The following is a 17,241-nucleotide window of genomic DNA, read 5'->3' as shown; positions in this document are numbered from 1 at the left end:
TTTTTTACTGAAATAAAGATATGTTTCTTTTAGCCCGATCGAAGTTTTTAAACCTTTCAGGTAAAGATTCATAAGTAACAAATAATTCTTGACTATTCCATTTTTCTATTTGATTTTCAAACCAAATACCTTGAGGAATAATATCATGGCTATCTTTGAAACCGTTGTTGTGAGATATATGAATAGCCACACTTTGAGGTAATAATTTTTCTACCCATTGTTTGACTATATCTTCTTGAGATTTTGCCCATATATTAATATGAGAAATGTCTAATAATAGAGGAATTTTAGATAAAGAATTATTCTCAAAATCAGTAGCAAATAACCAATCATCTCTATAGGGCATTACTTCTAAGCAGACAGGTATATCAAGGTAAATTTCTAATTCCTGTCGGTAATCTAATACTTGTTGTAAAGTAGCCTCCTTTTTCTTTGGAGGGTGAATAGAGAATAATTGAATATCCTTGCCCTTGATTCTTTGGTGATAATCAACCCATGTATTTTTATCCATCAGTTTGAACATAATTTTCAAAGCATTATCATAAAGACAGTTATGATGAATAACTAACGGCATATCATCGGGGATATATCGAGTATCACATCGAGAACCAACGGCTAACTCTAAAAAATCAAGGTTTAATTGTGGTTTTAAAGTCTCGTAAATACTTAAACATTCTGAAAAATCTCTTTGTCCGATAGCAGTTATACTAAGTCCCAACAAATTTAATTCTCCTTTTATTTAGTAATCCTACTTATTTATTCTATTCACTTTGATAATTTATGCACTATGTCCTTAATATTTATTGATGAAATTGGCTCGATCGCCAAGGGCGGCGCTGCTCGATCGAACCTTCAATATTAAGTCGTATATATTGAGCTATCCCATAATCGAATTAAATCAATGATTTCATCTAACTTTTGAATTTGACTTAACCAATGCTCTGGGATACCTTTTAAACCGTAGTAAATTCCTGCTAAACCTCCTGTTACAGCCCCTACAGTGTCAGTATCTTCTCCTAAATTCACCGCTTGTAACACCGCTTCTTGGTAGTTATTGGTTGTTAATAAACACCATAAAGACGCTTCTAATGTGTCCACTACATAACCAGTAGATTCTATTTCATCCCTCGATCGATCCTCGATATTCCCTGCTAAAATACGATGATAATAGGCTAATTCCTGTTGATAAATCGGTTTGCTATACATGGTATTGATCTGTTTGAGAGAATCAGTATAGGCTTGATGAGGGCTTTTCCCTTGTAGTAATTGCACCGCAATAGTAATGTAAATACCACAAGCAATATTAGCACGAAGATGACCATGAGTGATGCTACCTACTTCGTGGGTAAGACTAATCAAATCCTCAAGGGAAAATTGTTGATAATAGTACGCTAAAGGCAAAATTCGCATTAAACTACCGTTACCGTTATCATACTCTTTTTTACTTCCTATACTTGAAAAGTAAATAAATTATATGGCACTAACTCTTAATAACTTAATTTTAATGGCAGAAGATCAATTAACTGAGTATAGCACTGAAGCTCTAAAAATTGAAAAATTACGCCGTAAAATTGGCATTGCTTTAACATTTAAAGAACAACAAGAATTAAAGCAAGAATTATTAACGCAAATGCCCCAAGGATTTTGGGCAAAAAAACTGGAAAAAGAGCGTCAAACTTTTGCTTTACCTTTTTGGGGAATTGCAGGATTAGGCTTATTATTAGGTATTTCTTCTCAACAATATTTAGATTTTTTAGCTACTGCGATCGCACTTCCTGTTGCTATAAAAATTCAGCAATTAGGTTGGAAATTACAGGCACAAACTTTGTTGTTAAAAACCTTTGAAGACATTGAAAAAAGAGTAAAAAATAATTAGGGGTTGCTGAAAATGAAAACGCCTACCCTCTCTTCCTCTCGGTTGGTGAGCGTAACCATCATCATTTTATAGTTCACTACTCAGATTCAGCATCAGCATCATAAAACTTCACAAATTATTTTAAATTTGTTGCATAAAATAGAAAAGTGAGACTGATAAATAAATAGAAACAATAATCAAGATAAATAATCATGGCTATATCATTACAAAAAGGTCAAAGAGTCTCCTTAGATAAAATCGCCCCCGGTATGAATGCGGCTTTTATTGGTTTAGGCTGGGATGTCAATGTTACTGACACGGGATATGATTTTGACTTGGATGCTTCTGTCTTTCTTTTGAATTCTAATGAAAAATTAATTTCTGATGAACATTTTATTTTTTATAACAATCTTACCAGCCCCGACCCCGAAAAGTCCGTCAAACACATGGGGGATAATTTAACTGGTGAAGGAGACGGCGATGATGAAGTTATTATCGTTGATTTGCGCAAAGTTCCAGCTGATGTAGCTCGTATTGCTATCACTGTTACTATCCATGAAGCCCAAAAAAGAGGACAAAATTTTGGACAGGTGAGAAATGCTTTTGTGCGATTAGTGGATGTAGAAACGAAAGAAGAAGTTTTACGCTATGACTTAGAAGAGGATTTTTCGATCGAAACCGCTTTAATTATGGCTGAAATTTACCGTAAAGATGGAGAATGGCGCATGAATGCCGTTGGTGCTGGTTATCAAGGCGGATTACAAGCCTTAGTTAATCGTTATCAATGAAAATAGGGAAAAGGGAAAAGGGAAGAGGCAAGAGTAATGGATAATGTAGGGGCTTAATATATTAAGCCCTTGTAATGAGTGCAAAAAATTAACTATCAAAAATTAATAAATATTATGGGTATTAATTTACAAAAAGGGCAACGAATTTCTCTCAAAAAAGAAGCCCCAAAATTAGAACAAGTTATGTGCGGTTTAGGATGGGATGTAGCAAAAAAAGGAGGTTTTTTAGGCGGTTTATTTCAATCTGATTTTGACTTAGATGCTTCAGTTTTATGCCTAGATAGCAGAGGCAAATTAAAATCTAATAGTGAAATTGTTTATTTCGGGAACTTGCGTCATTATTCTTCCGCTATTAATCATTTAGGAGATAATTTAACAGGCTCAGGAGATGGTGATGATGAAGAAATTATCGTTAATTTACCCTTAATTCCTAAGAATATTTCTACCTTAGTTTTTGTGGTTAATATTTATAATGCTTTTGAAAGAAAACAAGATTTTGGACAAGTGCAAAATGCTTTTGTGCGTCTCGTTAATATGACGAATAAACAGGAAATCGCTCGTTATACTCTTTCAGGTAATGGCTATCAGGGAAAAACAGGAATGATTATGGCACAGTTAACCAGAGTGGAAGATGACTGGGAAATGACGGCAAAAGGAGATGGTTTTGTTGCTAAAAGTTTAGGTGATATTGTCAAACTTTATAGTTAGGGGTTTTAGGTTTTAGGTTTTAGGTTTTAGTTAGGGTTTGCTTAATAAATCAAAAGGTTATTAAAATCAAGGGTTTAGACAAACTACATTACTAAAAAAGTGTGCAGTTTTAGCAATTTTTACTCAAAAAATGAGCATTTTTTACGGAATTTTTTCTAAAATACTTTTGTATTTATATATTCATACAAAGCCTCAAAACCTTTATTTTTATTACTTATTCCCTATTTCCTATTCCCTATTTCCTATTCCCTATTCCCTATTTCCTATTCCCTATTCCCTAGCTTCATCAACACTTAGCTTTCAAATAAACTGGCTTTTTCAGACACAGCTTTTTGTAAGAATTTTTGATAAATTAACTCTCTAAAAGTATCTAAATCTTTCTGCCAAGAATTAATAGTATTCGTTAATGTTTTGATGCGTAAATCGCCAATTAAATCGTTTAAATTATAGTTAAAACTACCAGCAAATAACACCGCAGAAATTGTTGTTTCGTTCGGTTGTTGTAACTTAGCAGGATTGATATTTAACACTAATTGAGATCGATCGAGCTGATAAAATAAATTTAAGGATGCTTGGGGGATAATATTACCAAAATTAAACCAAGCCCCTTGATTTAAAAGAGTATTGTTAATAAAATCTTTACCCCCCTCTTCTCCCTGAGTAAAAGGCACAATAATTTTAGGACTGATACTGATACCCTGATATTCAGCATTAGACATTTTACTGACATATTTTTGGGCAATATTAGCAAACTCAAGACTCTTAATATCTTTGTTGCCTAAACCCTCCACAAAACTAATAGTATTGGGTTGGGCAATAATATTAACGCCGTTTTTGAAGCTCACTTGTGAACCACGAGGACTAGCAACGGGTTGTCTTGCCAATTCCCAATCCGCCGGAACGATACCGCTCATAGTAAGAAGTTCGTAACTTAATAAATTAGGATTAAAATTTTTGATAACGAGGGATATAGTTAACTCCTCAATATCATTAAGCATCTGATTTGCTGAAGTGGGATTTTGAACTTGTGATAGTGAAGCCATGAAAAGAATAAAATATTGTGATAATTGAGATTACTTTCAGAGTAACTTATTTTTGATCTTAGTAACTATAATTTTTGTGACTGATAAGCTAGAACGCATCTAATTTTACTGATAAACAGAGGCAAAAGACAAGAGGCAGACGCAAGGAGCAAAGTTAATATCAGTCAATATTTATCAGTATTTTTAACTATTAGAGAAAAATGCAACGATTTAATTCTGATATAATAAATTGGTATGAACTGAAAAGAAATATGTTTAATGAAATAATTCGTTCTTTTATTATTAATCATTTATCAGCTTAATTTATAGCAATTTTCGTTATGGTGAGGTACAAAACTTATCGGTATTCGGGAATAGGGAATGGGCAATAGGCAATGGAAAGTTGTATAAAAAACTGTACCTCATCGTTTTAATAAACGCTATATTACTTGGTTTATAATCAGATTAAAAATAGGTAGGCATATTTTTCTTTTTTTTGTCAATGCGTAAGTTCTATATTCCTTATTCCTCGTTCCTAATTATCTCATGGCAAACTTTTTTATCTACTTCATAATTTTTATATGGGGGGCTTCGATCGGCAGTTTTTTAAATGTGGTAATATACCGAATACCTGCGAAAATCTCTTTAATCAATCCTCCGTCTCGATGTCCAAAATGTCTGCATCCCCTCGGTAAAACTGAGAATATCCCCGTTATGGGTTGGCTATGGTTAGGAGGTAAATGCCGTTGGTGTCAAACTCCGATTTCTCCTCGTTACCCCATTATTGAAGCAATTACGGGCTTTCTTTTTGTGTTGGTATTCTCTCAATATGGTTTTACATGGTTAAGTTTGGGTTATGTAATTCTGGTGAGTTGGTTGATTGCTTTAGCCATGATTGATTTTGATACCATGACTTTACCTAATTCCCTCACTCAATCGGGTTTAGTTATGGGGTTGCTTTGGCAAACTTGGCTAGGTTTTACCGTGGGAGGCATAAAAGGTGCTTTACAATATCTTTTTCTGAGTATCTTTAGTGCGGTAATTGGTATTTGGTTGTTTGATTTTATCCGTATTTTCGGTACATTAGTTTTTGGTAAACCTGCTATGGGAGGAGGTGATCCTAAGTTAACAGCTATGATAGGATCATGGTTAGGATGGCAAGGTATATTATTAACGGGCTTTTTGGCTTGTCTCGTAGGTACTATTGTTGGAGTAGGTTCGATCGTGCTAAAACTATTGAAACAAGGGCAACCCATGCCTTTTGGTCCTTATTTGGTATTAGGAGCAATTTCAACAATATTCTGGGGCGATCGAATTTTATCAAGTTATTTAGAGTATATGGGACTTTAACAATTAACAATTAACAATTAACAATTAACACTTATTTATCATTTTCCGATGGGGTTGGGTTTAATATATTAAACCCCTACATTTTATGCTATGAGACAACCTTTAATTAATTATTATCCATTGAAGAATGATTAAACTAATACTAATAAAAATAATTATTCCACAGGCTAACCAGTGTTTCCAGTGAATAGTTGCTTGGGTTATTTTTGCCTTTGTGTATCGATCGTGATAACCTCTTAAAATCATTGCTTGATAAACTAATTTTGATTGCTCATAACTAATCACAAATAAACTGCCCATAAGGTTAGCAATTACTCTTAAATTGCGTCTAGTAATTTTATGGGGTTGAAAACCTTTTAACCTTAATGCCCTTTGCATTCTCGTTAATCGATCGCCTAATTCTTCCAAATAACGATAAGTTAATAATATCATATCACTAAGTATCGGTGATAAGCCCATCGATCGAAGAGTTTTAAGAGTAGTTAAAAAAGGAGAAGTCCCAAATAAAATTAAGGTAATAGTTAAGATACAAATAAAGCGAGTAACTACTAAAATAACAAGGAGAGTGCCTTCTAATTTTATCGATAAAAAACCTAGAGACAAAATAATAGTTTTGCCCACTAAAAAAGGAAGTAAAATTACTACTGCGATAATAAAAATACCGGGATAACGCAGACGAGAAAGTAAAAAAGAAAAGGGTAAATTAGAGCAAAAATATAGAATAGCTGTAAGAATAATAATAAAGGGTAAAAAAATTAAATTTTGAATAAAAGCAAAAGCAAAAATTAAAATGACTAAGGCAATAAATTTTGGTTTAGATTCCCAACGATGAATATAAGAATCTAAGTAAGCATATTGATCTAATAATAATTTCATATAAGATAGAGAAATAATTTTATATATTAATTAACCCGAAAGATCATTTATTCTCTATAATAGATCATATAATATTTGAAAAAAATTATCTATTATTTTTATTATTTATTTTTTATGTTTAGTTATTTAAAAGGATTTATTACTAATATTGTATTTAATAATAATCGCAGTATTTTAATTTTAGAAGTTAATAATATCGGTTATGAAGTGCAAGTTCCTCCTCGTTTTTCTCGACAATTAGAGGTTAATTTAGAAAAAGAAATCCAAATTTTTACTCATTTTCACATAAGAGATGATCAACAATTTCTTTATGGTTTTTCTTCCTCCGCTCAAAGGGATTTATTCCGTCAATTAATCGCTATTTCTGGCATCGGTTGTCAATCTGCTATCGCCTTAATTGATACTTTAGGATTAGAAGATTTAGTACAAGCGATCGTAACGGGAAATATCCGTCAACTGTCAAAAACCCCCGGTATCGGGCAAAAAACCGCCGAAAGAATCGCTTTAGAATTAAAAACCAAACTCTCTCAATGGCGTGTTAGTGCAGGAGTAAGTATTAATAATAACGGCTTTCCTAATGAGGAAATTATGGCTGATTTAGAGATGACTTTATTAGCGTTAGGTTATACCAATAGTGAAATACAACAAGCTATATCTGTCATTAGTCAAGATAATTTGTTACAAAAAAATCCTCATGTAGAGGAATGGATTAGAAGTGCCATCGCATTTTTATCTTTCAATGGTTAACCTGAAGGTAAGTGCCTAATTTAAGTTAAAATGGTAGATTACAGTTTATTAAAAACCGTTAAATATCTGTCAAAAATTTATATTAATTAGTTATCTGTAATGCTATTAACTGAAAAATCTACCGCCGAAAAATTAATTATCAATTCGGACTCTTACACTTCCCCTAATCAAAGATTATTACCTATTACTGCTACCATAAACGATCGAAATCACCTTGAAATTGGCGGTTGCGATGTAACAGAATTAGTAAATCAATTTGGTACTTCTTTATACATTGTCGATGAAAAAACTTTGCGCACTTGTGCAACTCAATATCGAGAGGCTTTCAAAGAATACTATGCGGGGGAATCCCAAGTTATCTACGCTTCTAAAGCGTGGTGTTGTATGGCTATTGCCTCTATCCTTGCTAGTGAGGGTATCGGTTTTGATGTCGTCTCAGGAGGTGAACTTTATACCACTACTAAAGCCTTAGAAATCAGTGGTTATAATTCTGATGACATTATCGATCGAATTTACCTACATGGTAATAATAAATCTGTAGCCGAGCTAGAATTAGCTATCGATAGCCAGTGTAAAATTATCGTCGATAACTGGTTAGAATTGGAAACTTTAGCCAAATTAACCGCTCAAAAACAGCAATCTGTTAACATTTTAATTCGTCTTACCCCCGGTATTGAATGCCACACCCACGAATATATCCGTACTGGTAGTATTGATAGTAAATTCGGGTTTTCTCTCCATCAACTAGAGGCAGTATTTACTTTTGTCAAAGAACAAGCCTATATTAATTGTATTGGTTTACACGCGCACATCGGCTCACAAATTTTTGAATTACAACCTCATAACGACTTAGCAGGAGTATTGGCAGATTGGTTTAAAAAAGCACTAGATTACGGTTTACCTGTCACAGAATTAAATGTTGGCGGTGGTTTGGGCATTCGTTACACCGAATCAGATGATCCTCCTAGTATTACAGAATGGGTGAAAACCGTTGCTACTGCCGTGACAAAAGCCTGTGAAGAAAGAAATCTTACCCTTCCTAAACTTATCGCCGAGCCGGGTCGATCGATGGTTGCAACCGCTTGTGTTACTGCTTATACCGTGGGAGGAAGAAAAGTAATTCCTGATGTAAGAACTTATATCTCTGTGGATGGTGGAATGTCTGATAATCCAAGACCTATTACATATCAATCCCTTTACCAAGTGGTGATTGCTAACAAAATGAGGGCTGGAAATGACGAAAGAGTTACGATCGCAGGAAAACACTGTGAATCGGGAGACATCTTAATCAAAGACATCGAAATTCCCAACACAGAAACAGGAGATGTGTTAGTCGTGTTAGCTACTGGTGCATATAATTACAGTATGGCTTCCAATTATAACCGTTTAGCACGTCCTGCCGCCGTATTAGTTAACGAAGGGGAGGCAAATCTCATTATTCGCCGTGAAACCTACGAAGACTTAGTAAAACAAGACTTAATCCCCCATCGATTAACAATTAATTAGTAATAGACTTCGATCATATTTATTATTTTACCACCGTAGAACAGGCATCTTGCCTGTTTTTCTCTCAGATATATAATAGGTAAAAGGTAGAAATAATATTACTTAAGAAGGTGAAAATTATGAAAGGAAGAGAGCCTACCGCCGTTGATCAATTGATGCTAGAATTGATTAATCGTGCTAGAGAAAATCCTCAATTAGAAGCCGATCGTTTGCTCAATGGGTTGTTAAATGAAGGAGTACCCAGTAATAATACTATTTCCCTTGATCCAAAACAACCTTTAACCTTTAATGTCCTTTTAAATCAATCCGCTTATAATCATAGTCAGTGGATGTTAGACAATGATATTTTTAGCCATACAGGAGTTAATGGTACAACATCTAAGGAAAGAATGACCATTGCAGGATATGAATTTCTTACCCCTTGGATGAGTGGCGAAAATATTGCATGGAAGGGTACAACAAATACTCTCGATTTTGAACAATTCTCCGTAGATAACTATGATAACTTATTTATCGATCGAAACTATCCCAATCGAGGTCATCGGGTTGCCATTCTCCAAGATGATTTTCAAGAAATTGGCATTGCATCCGTTGAAGGGGTGTTTTCTGTCAATAACATCAACTATAATGCGGTGATGACTACCCAAAATTTTGCGGTTTCTAACTCTAATAAAGAAGGGGCTTTTTTAACGGGAGTCGTTTATGATGATACCGTCATCGAAGACAATTTTTATACCATTGGAGAAGGCATAAGTAATGTTACCATATTAGCTGAAAATATCGATACAGGAACACAATATCAAACCCAAACATGGGCAACGGGAGGATATTCTTTATATCTACCATCAGGGAATTATACCGTTAATTTTAGTGGCGATTTTGAGGATAATTTAGATAATAATATTACTTCTCGAATGATCTCGATCGAATCTGAAAATGTTAAATTAGATTGGGTAACGAATGACAATTATTTTTACCCCAATGACAATAATAATCCCATTACAGAAATTATTGATATTGAGGATTTACCCCTAGAAGAAAATAATATAAATAAACCAGAAGATTCCTTATTAAATCAAGCAATTTATCGTTTTCAAAACACTGATATTAAAGGTACTTATCTATACGCAGGAGAAGAAGAAAAAATAAGTATTCAAGCTAATTATCCCAACTTTGAGTTAGAAGGATTAGCATTTTATGTTAGTTTAATTCCCGATGAAAATTTAATCCCTATATATCGTTTTCAGAATACTCATGTTAACGGTACTTATTTATATGTAGGAGAAGAAGAAAAAATTAGTATTGAGGCAAATTATCCTCAATTTGAGTTAGAAGGATTAGCATTTTATGTTTATCCCGTAGGAAGTAGTCAAGGAGATTTAGTTTACCGTTTTCAGAATAATAATTTATCGGGTACTTATTTATTTACTGGAGAGGAAGAAAAAAATAGTGTTTTACAAAACTATCCCAATTTTCAGTTAGAAGGAGAGGCTTTTCAAGTGTTATATTAACATGATATTTTGACACTATTTACTAAATTTAATTAGGGTGTTAAAGTAATTTTTGAATATGTCTATTACCTATTACTTATCTTCATCAAAAGACTATAAGACAACACCTAATTATTAATTGCTCTTGTTTCATCCATTAAAGCCTCTATATCTTCATCGGATAATTGTTGAATATAATTAACTTTTACTTCTTCTAATAAGATAACTAATAATTCCTCAATTTTGTTTATATCATATCGAGCGTTAGGACGTAAATTTAAGGTTTTAGTTGCTTTTTCAATAATCTTTTCTAAATGTTTTTCAAAAATAGGGTCTTCTTGTAAAATACCGTTAATGCTATTCAAAAATATTTGATAGGATTGAGTAGCTAATTTATTGCTAATTTTATCAGGAAAATTGTTAAATCCGGGTAAGTTTTTCATATTTTCATACATAGGAGATTCGCTAATAGTTTTTATCATTATATAACTTAATAAAATTTCTACTTCTGGTCTAATTTCGGGTAACATTTCATAAACAACTAAATTAATTAATAATTTGACTATTTCGGCTGATTCATTCTTGCCACTTAGGTTAATATATTCTTTCGTTTCTTCTTTAAATAATATTTGTTCGATCGAACCTTTTTCAATAGTTTTCTGGATTTGATTAACAATTCTCAACACAACAATTTGAGTAATATCCCCTGCAATTCCTGCAACAAAACCCTGACTAATTTGTTTTTGAATACGCTTGTAAGTTAAGAGTTTACTATCATTTAAACGAACACTAATAGGGATAATCCTTAACCATCTAAAATAAGGCAAAAAGAAGATTAAATCGTACCAACGCCAAAAAATTGCATCCTGAAATTTAACTCCATGATAACGAAGACTAATGACTAAACACCGAATAATAAAATCAGTAAAAATAATGACTATAAAAGGAAAATCTAATAAACCAAAATAATCGACAAATTGACCATTTTCTCCAATAGGACGCCAATAATTAGTATTAATTAAAGGTCGAATTTCTCTGTTAAAAAATCCTAATTGTCCGTATAAATTATTCTCTAAATTATCCACAGTCCAAAAAGAAGTAAAAGCAAAAGTGGAGGAAGAATCAGGATTGTCAATATAGTTATTCATGTGTTCCCTCATTCTATTTTTTATTATTTCCAAAGTGCCACTTTTATTTGCTAATCTAAAGGGATCTTCTCTGATCATATCAACACTCATTTCTCTTAATCTTTTTAAAATTTCTTTGGTTTTTTCATTATCTAAACCATATTGATTAATGGTGTTTTCTAATAAGTCCGCTTCCTCTAAATAAAGTTGTGTATCTCGATAAGGTTCAATGCCTTTTATTACATCATATTGAATAATTTTTTCTCTCAATCTTTTCGGTACAATTTCTAGTTGAATACCATTAAATTCATAAGGACCTAGTTTAAATTGTCCTACAGTTATCACCCCATTTAACCATATATCTCGTAATGGAATATAGCTTAAATCAAACAAGACTAACCCAAAATTTAACACTGATACCAATGCCATGATTCGACTAATAAATAATCGATCGTAATACCAACTTAAAAGTTTGAAAAAAAAGAATAATTTTTGTTGCGATTTATGAGATTGAGAATTTTTCATGGGTTAAGATATTGAAAATAATTATCAGTTAACAACTTAAAATTTTAGGACTTAAACATTTGTCATTAATAAAAATTTTGGTAAAACAGGCATCTTGCCTGTGTTTATGGAGATTGCTTTAGATTGCTTCAGATTGCTTCGTGCCTCGCAATGACAATCCAACTTAACTAAATTATTTAATTTCCATTCCAAAGCGCCTCGCAATGACACAATACCTTCCTGATTTTCTTAGCTAAATAACACATTATAACTATGACATCTAATTTATTAATTCGTAATGCTGAAATTTTATTACCTAATGGTGATCTTTTCTTAGGAGATTTAAGCATCAAAGAGGGAAAAATTGCTGAAATTGGCACTCAATTACAAGACGACTCAGCACAAATCATCGATGCTACTGGTTTAACTTTACTACCGGGGGTAATCGATCCGCAAGTCCATTTTCGTGAGCCGGGGTTAGAATATAAAGAAGACTTATTTACGGCTTCTTGTGCCTGTGCTAAGGGGGGAGTCACATCCTTCCTTGAAATGCCTAATACGAAACCTTTAACCACCACTCAGGAAAGATTAGACGAGAAGTTGCACCTTGCTAGTCAAAAATGTTTAGTTAATTATGGCTTTTTCATGGGCGCAACGGCAGAAAATTTGGACGACTTGAGAAATGCTAATCCTGCTTGTGGTATCAAGATTTTTATGGGTTCAAATCATGGTGCTTTATTAGTCAGCACAGAGGCAGAAATTGAGCCGATTTTTGCTAAAGGTAGCCGTTTAATTGCAGTCCATGCGGAAGATCAAGCTAGAATAGTAGAAAGAAAAAAACAGTTTAAGGACATTTCTAATCCTGCGATTCATTCTGAAATTCAAGACGAAACCGCCGCCCTCAATGCCACTAAATTAGCGGTAAAATTATCTAATAAATATCAACGCCGTTTACATATTTTACACCTTAGCACGGGCATCGAAGCAGAATATTTACGAGAGCATAAAACCCCATGGATTTCTACGGAAGTCACCCCCCAACATCTGTTACTGAATACCGATGATTATGACAGAATCGGCACATTAGCACAAATGAACCCTCCCCTTCGATCGAAACAAAATAACGAAATTCTCTGGAAAGCCTTACTAGACGGCGTTATTGACTGTATCGCAACGGATCACGCCCCTCATACTTTAGAAGAAAAAGCCAAGCCTTATCCCCATAGCCCATCGGGAATGCCGGGGGTAGAAACTTCTTTACTGTTAATGTTAACGGAGTATAAAAAAGGACGTTGTACCCTTGCACAAGTAGTAAAATGGATGTGTAGTAATCCTGCTAAACTCTACAATATTCCTAATAAGGGAGAGATTAAGGTGGGTTATGATGCCGATGTGATTTTAGTGGACTTGAAAAATTACAAACCCGTGTTAAAGGAAAATTTATCCACAAAATGCGGTTGGAGTCCCTTTGAAGGTTGGAATCTCACTGGGTGGCCTGTCTATACGATCGTACTAGGTAATATTGCGTTAGAGAAAGGAAAATTGAATACCGAAGTAAGGGGAAAACCCTTAACCTTCGGCAGTAATTAAGAATTAAGAATTAGTGATTAATTCTACCACTTCACCAGTCCACTTGTCCACCTGTATCTATGTTGTATTTTGCTAATTACTAATTTGTTGTAAATAGTACTCGTTTAATGCTTCTCCATCAAGGATAATCTCTTTCGACTTTAAAATTCCTTCTACGGCAATTCGATCGCCCACTTTTGGTAAAATACTGTTATCCGTTATCACTATAATCGAACCAGTAGCATCTTTAACTTCGATGGCTTTTCGATCGAGCAGAGGTATAATTTTTTGTACAGTACCCTCTACCTTAATAGTTTCGGTGCTAGAATCTTGATTAGGAATATCATTGATTGAGATAACTTGAGGGGAAGCTAAACCTAAATCAATTAAATAGGTACAACCAGTTATTCCCCAAAAAAAAAAGATAACGATAATAAATGGACAGATTTAAGTAATAACTTCATAAAAATTTATTAAAAAAGCGAGATTTTAACTATAAAATACAGAATATTAGAGTTTATCAAAAAATTAAGCAAGTTTTTGATCCTGATAATTACCTAATTCTTAAGAATAATAACAGACAGACAAAAATCAACTTATTCTTTCAAAATTATTTTAAATCATAGTAACATGGTCGCCCAGATTTTAGACGGTAAAAGTTTAGCCAAAAAAGTACAATCTCGTTTGCAAGTTGCCATTAAAGAGGCAATGATAAACAAAAAACGCCCCCCCGGATTAGCAGTATTAATGGTAGGAGACAACCCCGCCAGTGCCGTTTATGTCAGTAATAAGGAAAAATCTTGTACTAAAATCGGTATGGCTTCTTTTGGCAGACATTTTCCAGCAAACACCACCCAAGAGGAATTAACCGCCGTCATCGAAGAATTAAATCAGGATGCCAATGTAGATGGTATTTTAGTTCAATTACCTTTACCTGATCATTTTAACTCTATAGCATTATTACATTCGATCGATCCTAAAAAAGATGCTGATGGACTTCACCCCGTTAATTTAGGTAAATTAGTGAGAGGGGAAAAGGGTTTAAGAAGTTGTACCCCTGCTGGAGTGATGGAAATTTTGAAAGAATATAATATCCCTATGGCTGGAAAAAAAGCCGTAGTAGTAGGCAGAAGCATTTTAGTCGGTAAACCCCTAGCTTTAATGTTATTGGAAGAAAACGCCACTGTTACCATTGCTCATTCCAAAACCACAAATTTAGGGGAAGTGTGTCGAGAAGCAGATATATTAATCGCCGCCGTAGGCAAACCCGAAATGATTACTGCTGATATGGTGAAACCCAACGCCGTAGTAATTGACGTGGGAATTAACCGCATTGAAACCCCTGATGGAAAAGGGCGCTTAGTGGGGGATGTTGACTATAATCAAGTGAAAGAGATAGCTAGTTATATTACTCCCGTACCCGGTGGAGTAGGCCCCATGACAGTAGCCATGCTTTTACAAAACACCTACGAAAGCTATATGACGAATAGTTAATAGGTAATAGTTTTGAAATTACTATACCACAGTGTAATATTTACCTCAGTTCAAGATAAAATTTAGATAAAATCGATCGAATAATATTAAGATTTCAGTAAAAATTATTAGAAATTGATTTTTTATATCTATTTATTAAATTTAATGAAGAATGAACAGAATTGAAGAAAGGCACTCATGTAAAAATTACTCCCCAATACCCCAATACCCTAATACCCAATTTTCTCCCCTTCCTCCCTCTTATCTTCATGATTTTATATCGAATTCAGGTTTATATACCATAAATTTTTATAACTAATAACGGCACAATAATAGTTAAAGTAATTGTTAAAGGTAAACCGATACGGGTATAGTCTAAAAACTTATAACCACCTGGTGCATATACCATTGTATTAGTTTGATAACCAATAGGAGCTAAATAACTATTAGAAGCGGCAAAAGTCACTACATACATAAAAGATAAAGCCTCTAATCCGATATTTTCGGCAACCTTAACCGCAATAGGTATCATTAACACAACCGCCGCATTATTAGACAAAATTTCCGTTAACATACAAGTAGCAAAATAGAATAACACTAAAATCCAATAAGGGGGGAAATTTCCTGCTACTGTTAATAAGTTATCAGCTAACCATTGATTAGTGCCAGAATTATCCATAGCGATACCGAGGGGGATTAATCCTGCTAACAAGAAAATAATATCCCATCGCACCGCCCCATAAATTTCACCCGGTTTAAGACATCCCGTAATTACCATTAAGATAACCCCTGCTAAACTACTAACTAAAATAGGTACAATATCTAAAGCCGAAATTAAAATAACTCCCACAATAATCCCTAATGCAATGGATACTTTTTCTTGTCTTAAACCCTCTCTATTTTTCTCTTCTAAAACTAATAATTCTCTCGTGGTTTGTAAACCTATAAAACTATCTTTCGGGGCTTGAATTAAGAGTAAATCACCAAATTTTAAAGTAACTTTTCCTAGTCTTTCTCTAATTAACTCTTGTCCTCGTCTAATAGCTAATACTGTACAATTATAACGTTGACGAAAACGTAAATCTTTTAAAGTTGTACCTATCAAACGAGAATTAGAAAGAATTAAAACCTCGGCAATTTTTTCTTCTTCTTGACTATTTTCCATTTCCATTTCTGCTGAATTAAATTTAAAATCAGCTAAAATTTCTACTCCTCTTTCATCTTTAATATTGAGCAAATTATTGCGACTTCCTCTTACTAATAAAATATCTCCCACATTTAAGACTTTATCTGCTAAAGGCGGTGGAAAATGCTCATCATTACGGATAATTTCTAACACATCTAAATCAAATTTTCTCTGAATTTCACTACTGCGCAATGTTTGTCCAATTAGTGTAGATTTAGGAGGAATAATCATTTCACTAACGTATTCTTTTAATTCATAATCTTCACTTAAAGACTCTCCTCCTTCTGGTTTTCTCGCAGGTAACAATTTTGGTGCGGCTAAGGAAATATAGATTAAACCGATGAAGAAAACTGGTAAACCTAACGCTGTAAATTGAAAGATAGTAAATTCAGGATAGCCTAATTGTACCGCTACACCACTAGCTAAAATATTGGTAGATGTACCAACTAAAGTAATTAATCCCCCTAATATTGTCAAAAAAGACATGGGGATTAAAAGTTTAGAAATGGAGGTTTTTGTCTGTTTACTCCATTGTTCGATGATGGGTAAAAAAATCGCTACCACTGCGGTATTATTGATAAAGGCGCTAATAGGACCTACAATCATTCCCATAGTGAAAATCTGTCGAGGAGGATTTTTGCCCCCCCATGTAATTAACCAATCTCTGACAACGTTTAAGATTCCTGTTTTAGTTATACCTGCACTCAGGATAAACATTGCCATAACGGTAATGGTGGCTGAGTTTCCGAATCCCGATATACCTTCACTGGGGGAAACTAACCCTAATAACATCAAAACTACTGTAATTGTTAAGGCAGTCAAGTCAACGGGCAACCATTCGGCGACAAAGGCGATTAAGGAAACTATTAAAACGGTGACAGTCAGAAAGATTGGTGATATATCCATTTTCAAGAATTAAGAATGAGATAGGTGTTAATCAATAAAAAATAAAGTTACAAAGGTGGAAGGGTTGAATAATATTCAACCCCTACAAAGTCATGAAAAATCTTTTCCAGCAATATTACTACTTTTGATTAACT

At 33.7% G+C, this 17,241-nt stretch carries 16 protein-coding genes; 9 read left to right on the top strand and 7 right to left on the bottom strand.

Going from position 1 to position 17,241, the window contains the following annotated elements; genetic code table 11:
* Window positions 1-4: 4 nt before the first annotated feature.
* Window positions 5-718, bottom strand: coding sequence for a hypothetical protein (locus tag ACN4EE_RS04775; RefSeq protein WP_431705265.1), 714 nt, complete (start codon window positions 716-718; stop codon window positions 5-7).
* A 140-nt stretch (window positions 719-858) separates the two neighbouring features.
* On the bottom strand, window positions 859-1,452 hold the full coding sequence (locus ACN4EE_RS04770; protein ID WP_431705315.1) for an ADP-ribosylglycohydrolase family protein: 594 nt from the start codon (window positions 1,450-1,452) through the stop codon (window positions 859-861).
* Window positions 1,453-1,474: 22 nt separating this feature from the next.
* Here ACN4EE_RS04770 and ACN4EE_RS04765 point away from each other — a divergent pair, with 22 nt between their 5' ends.
* From ACN4EE_RS04765 to ACN4EE_RS04755, 3 genes are all read left to right on the top strand, one after another.
* Complete coding sequence (locus tag ACN4EE_RS04765) at window positions 1,475-1,876, top strand: hypothetical protein (RefSeq protein WP_431705264.1); 402 nt, start codon at window positions 1,475-1,477, stop codon at window positions 1,874-1,876.
* A 191-nt stretch (window positions 1,877-2,067) separates the two neighbouring features.
* Window positions 2,068-2,643, top strand: coding sequence for a TerD family protein (locus ACN4EE_RS04760; protein WP_431705263.1), 576 nt, complete (start codon window positions 2,068-2,070; stop codon window positions 2,641-2,643).
* Between the two features lie 114 nt (window positions 2,644-2,757).
* Window positions 2,758-3,351 (top strand): TerD family protein, encoded by a 594-nt coding sequence (locus ACN4EE_RS04755; RefSeq protein ID WP_431705262.1) that lies wholly within the window; start codon window positions 2,758-2,760, stop codon window positions 3,349-3,351.
* A gap of 293 nt (window positions 3,352-3,644) precedes the next feature.
* Here the strand turns inward: ACN4EE_RS04755 and ACN4EE_RS04750 are convergent, their stop codons facing one another.
* Window positions 3,645-4,394, bottom strand: coding sequence for a hypothetical protein (locus ACN4EE_RS04750; protein ID WP_431705261.1), 750 nt, complete (start codon window positions 4,392-4,394; stop codon window positions 3,645-3,647).
* Between the two features lie 525 nt (window positions 4,395-4,919).
* Here ACN4EE_RS04750 and ACN4EE_RS04745 point away from each other — a divergent pair.
* Complete coding sequence (locus tag ACN4EE_RS04745; protein ID WP_431705260.1) at window positions 4,920-5,723, top strand: prepilin peptidase; 804 nt, start codon at window positions 4,920-4,922, stop codon at window positions 5,721-5,723.
* A 102-nt stretch (window positions 5,724-5,825) separates the two neighbouring features.
* On the opposite strand, the gene cbiQ is transcribed toward ACN4EE_RS04745, so the two are convergent.
* Window positions 5,826-6,599, bottom strand: a complete 774-nt coding sequence (gene cbiQ, locus ACN4EE_RS04740; protein WP_431705259.1) for a cobalt ECF transporter T component CbiQ — start codon at window positions 6,597-6,599, stop codon at window positions 5,826-5,828.
* A gap of 114 nt (window positions 6,600-6,713) precedes the next feature.
* Here cbiQ and ruvA point away from each other — a divergent pair, with 114 nt between their 5' ends.
* From ruvA to ACN4EE_RS04725, 3 genes are all read left to right on the top strand, one after another.
* On the top strand, window positions 6,714-7,346 hold the full coding sequence (ruvA, locus tag ACN4EE_RS04735; RefSeq protein ID WP_431705258.1) for a Holliday junction branch migration protein RuvA: 633 nt from the start codon (window positions 6,714-6,716) through the stop codon (window positions 7,344-7,346).
* A 99-nt stretch (window positions 7,347-7,445) separates the two neighbouring features.
* On the top strand, window positions 7,446-8,852 hold the full coding sequence (gene lysA / locus ACN4EE_RS04730; protein WP_431705257.1) for a diaminopimelate decarboxylase: 1,407 nt from the start codon (window positions 7,446-7,448) through the stop codon (window positions 8,850-8,852).
* Between the two features lie 119 nt (window positions 8,853-8,971).
* Window positions 8,972-10,363 carry a CAP domain-containing protein gene (locus tag ACN4EE_RS04725; RefSeq protein WP_431705256.1) on the top strand — a complete coding sequence of 464 codons (1,392 nt, stop codon included), beginning with the start codon at window positions 8,972-8,974 and terminating at the stop codon, window positions 10,361-10,363.
* Between the two features lie 107 nt (window positions 10,364-10,470).
* Here the strand turns inward: ACN4EE_RS04725 and ACN4EE_RS04720 are convergent, their stop codons facing one another.
* The gene (locus ACN4EE_RS04720) at window positions 10,471-11,994 is read right to left on the bottom strand and encodes a hypothetical protein (RefSeq protein WP_431705255.1); all 1,524 of its coding nucleotides are present in this window, start codon (window positions 11,992-11,994) and stop codon (window positions 10,471-10,473) included.
* Between the two features lie 252 nt (window positions 11,995-12,246).
* On the opposite strand from ACN4EE_RS04720, the gene ACN4EE_RS04715 reads away from it, so the two are divergent.
* The gene (locus tag ACN4EE_RS04715; protein ID WP_431705254.1) at window positions 12,247-13,563 is read left to right on the top strand and encodes a dihydroorotase; all 1,317 of its coding nucleotides are present in this window, start codon (window positions 12,247-12,249) and stop codon (window positions 13,561-13,563) included.
* 72 nt (window positions 13,564-13,635) lie between these two features.
* Here the strand turns inward: ACN4EE_RS04715 and ACN4EE_RS04710 are convergent, their stop codons facing one another.
* Window positions 13,636-13,767, bottom strand: coding sequence for a hypothetical protein (locus tag ACN4EE_RS04710; RefSeq protein WP_431705253.1), 132 nt, complete (start codon window positions 13,765-13,767; stop codon window positions 13,636-13,638).
* A 405-nt stretch (window positions 13,768-14,172) separates the two neighbouring features.
* Here ACN4EE_RS04710 and folD point away from each other — a divergent pair, with 405 nt between their 5' ends.
* A complete protein-coding gene (gene folD / locus ACN4EE_RS04705) occupies window positions 14,173-15,036 on the top strand; it encodes a bifunctional methylenetetrahydrofolate dehydrogenase/methenyltetrahydrofolate cyclohydrolase FolD (protein WP_431705252.1) in 864 nt (287 codons plus the stop codon).
* A gap of 271 nt (window positions 15,037-15,307) precedes the next feature.
* Here folD and ACN4EE_RS04700 read toward each other — a convergent pair whose 3' ends face one another.
* Entirely contained in the window at window positions 15,308-17,107 is a 1,800-nt protein-coding gene (locus ACN4EE_RS04700; protein ID WP_431705251.1) for an SLC13 family permease, read from the bottom strand.
* Between the last annotated feature and the right edge of the window lie 134 nt (window positions 17,108-17,241).

The sequence above is a fragment of the Geminocystis sp. CENA526 genome (genome assembly GCF_050753365.1).
Classification (GTDB): domain Bacteria; phylum Cyanobacteriota; class Cyanobacteriia; order Cyanobacteriales; family Cyanobacteriaceae; genus Geminocystis.
The sequence above is the reverse complement of the archived record's forward strand: the minus strand, read 5'-3'. Positions and strand labels throughout refer to the sequence as shown.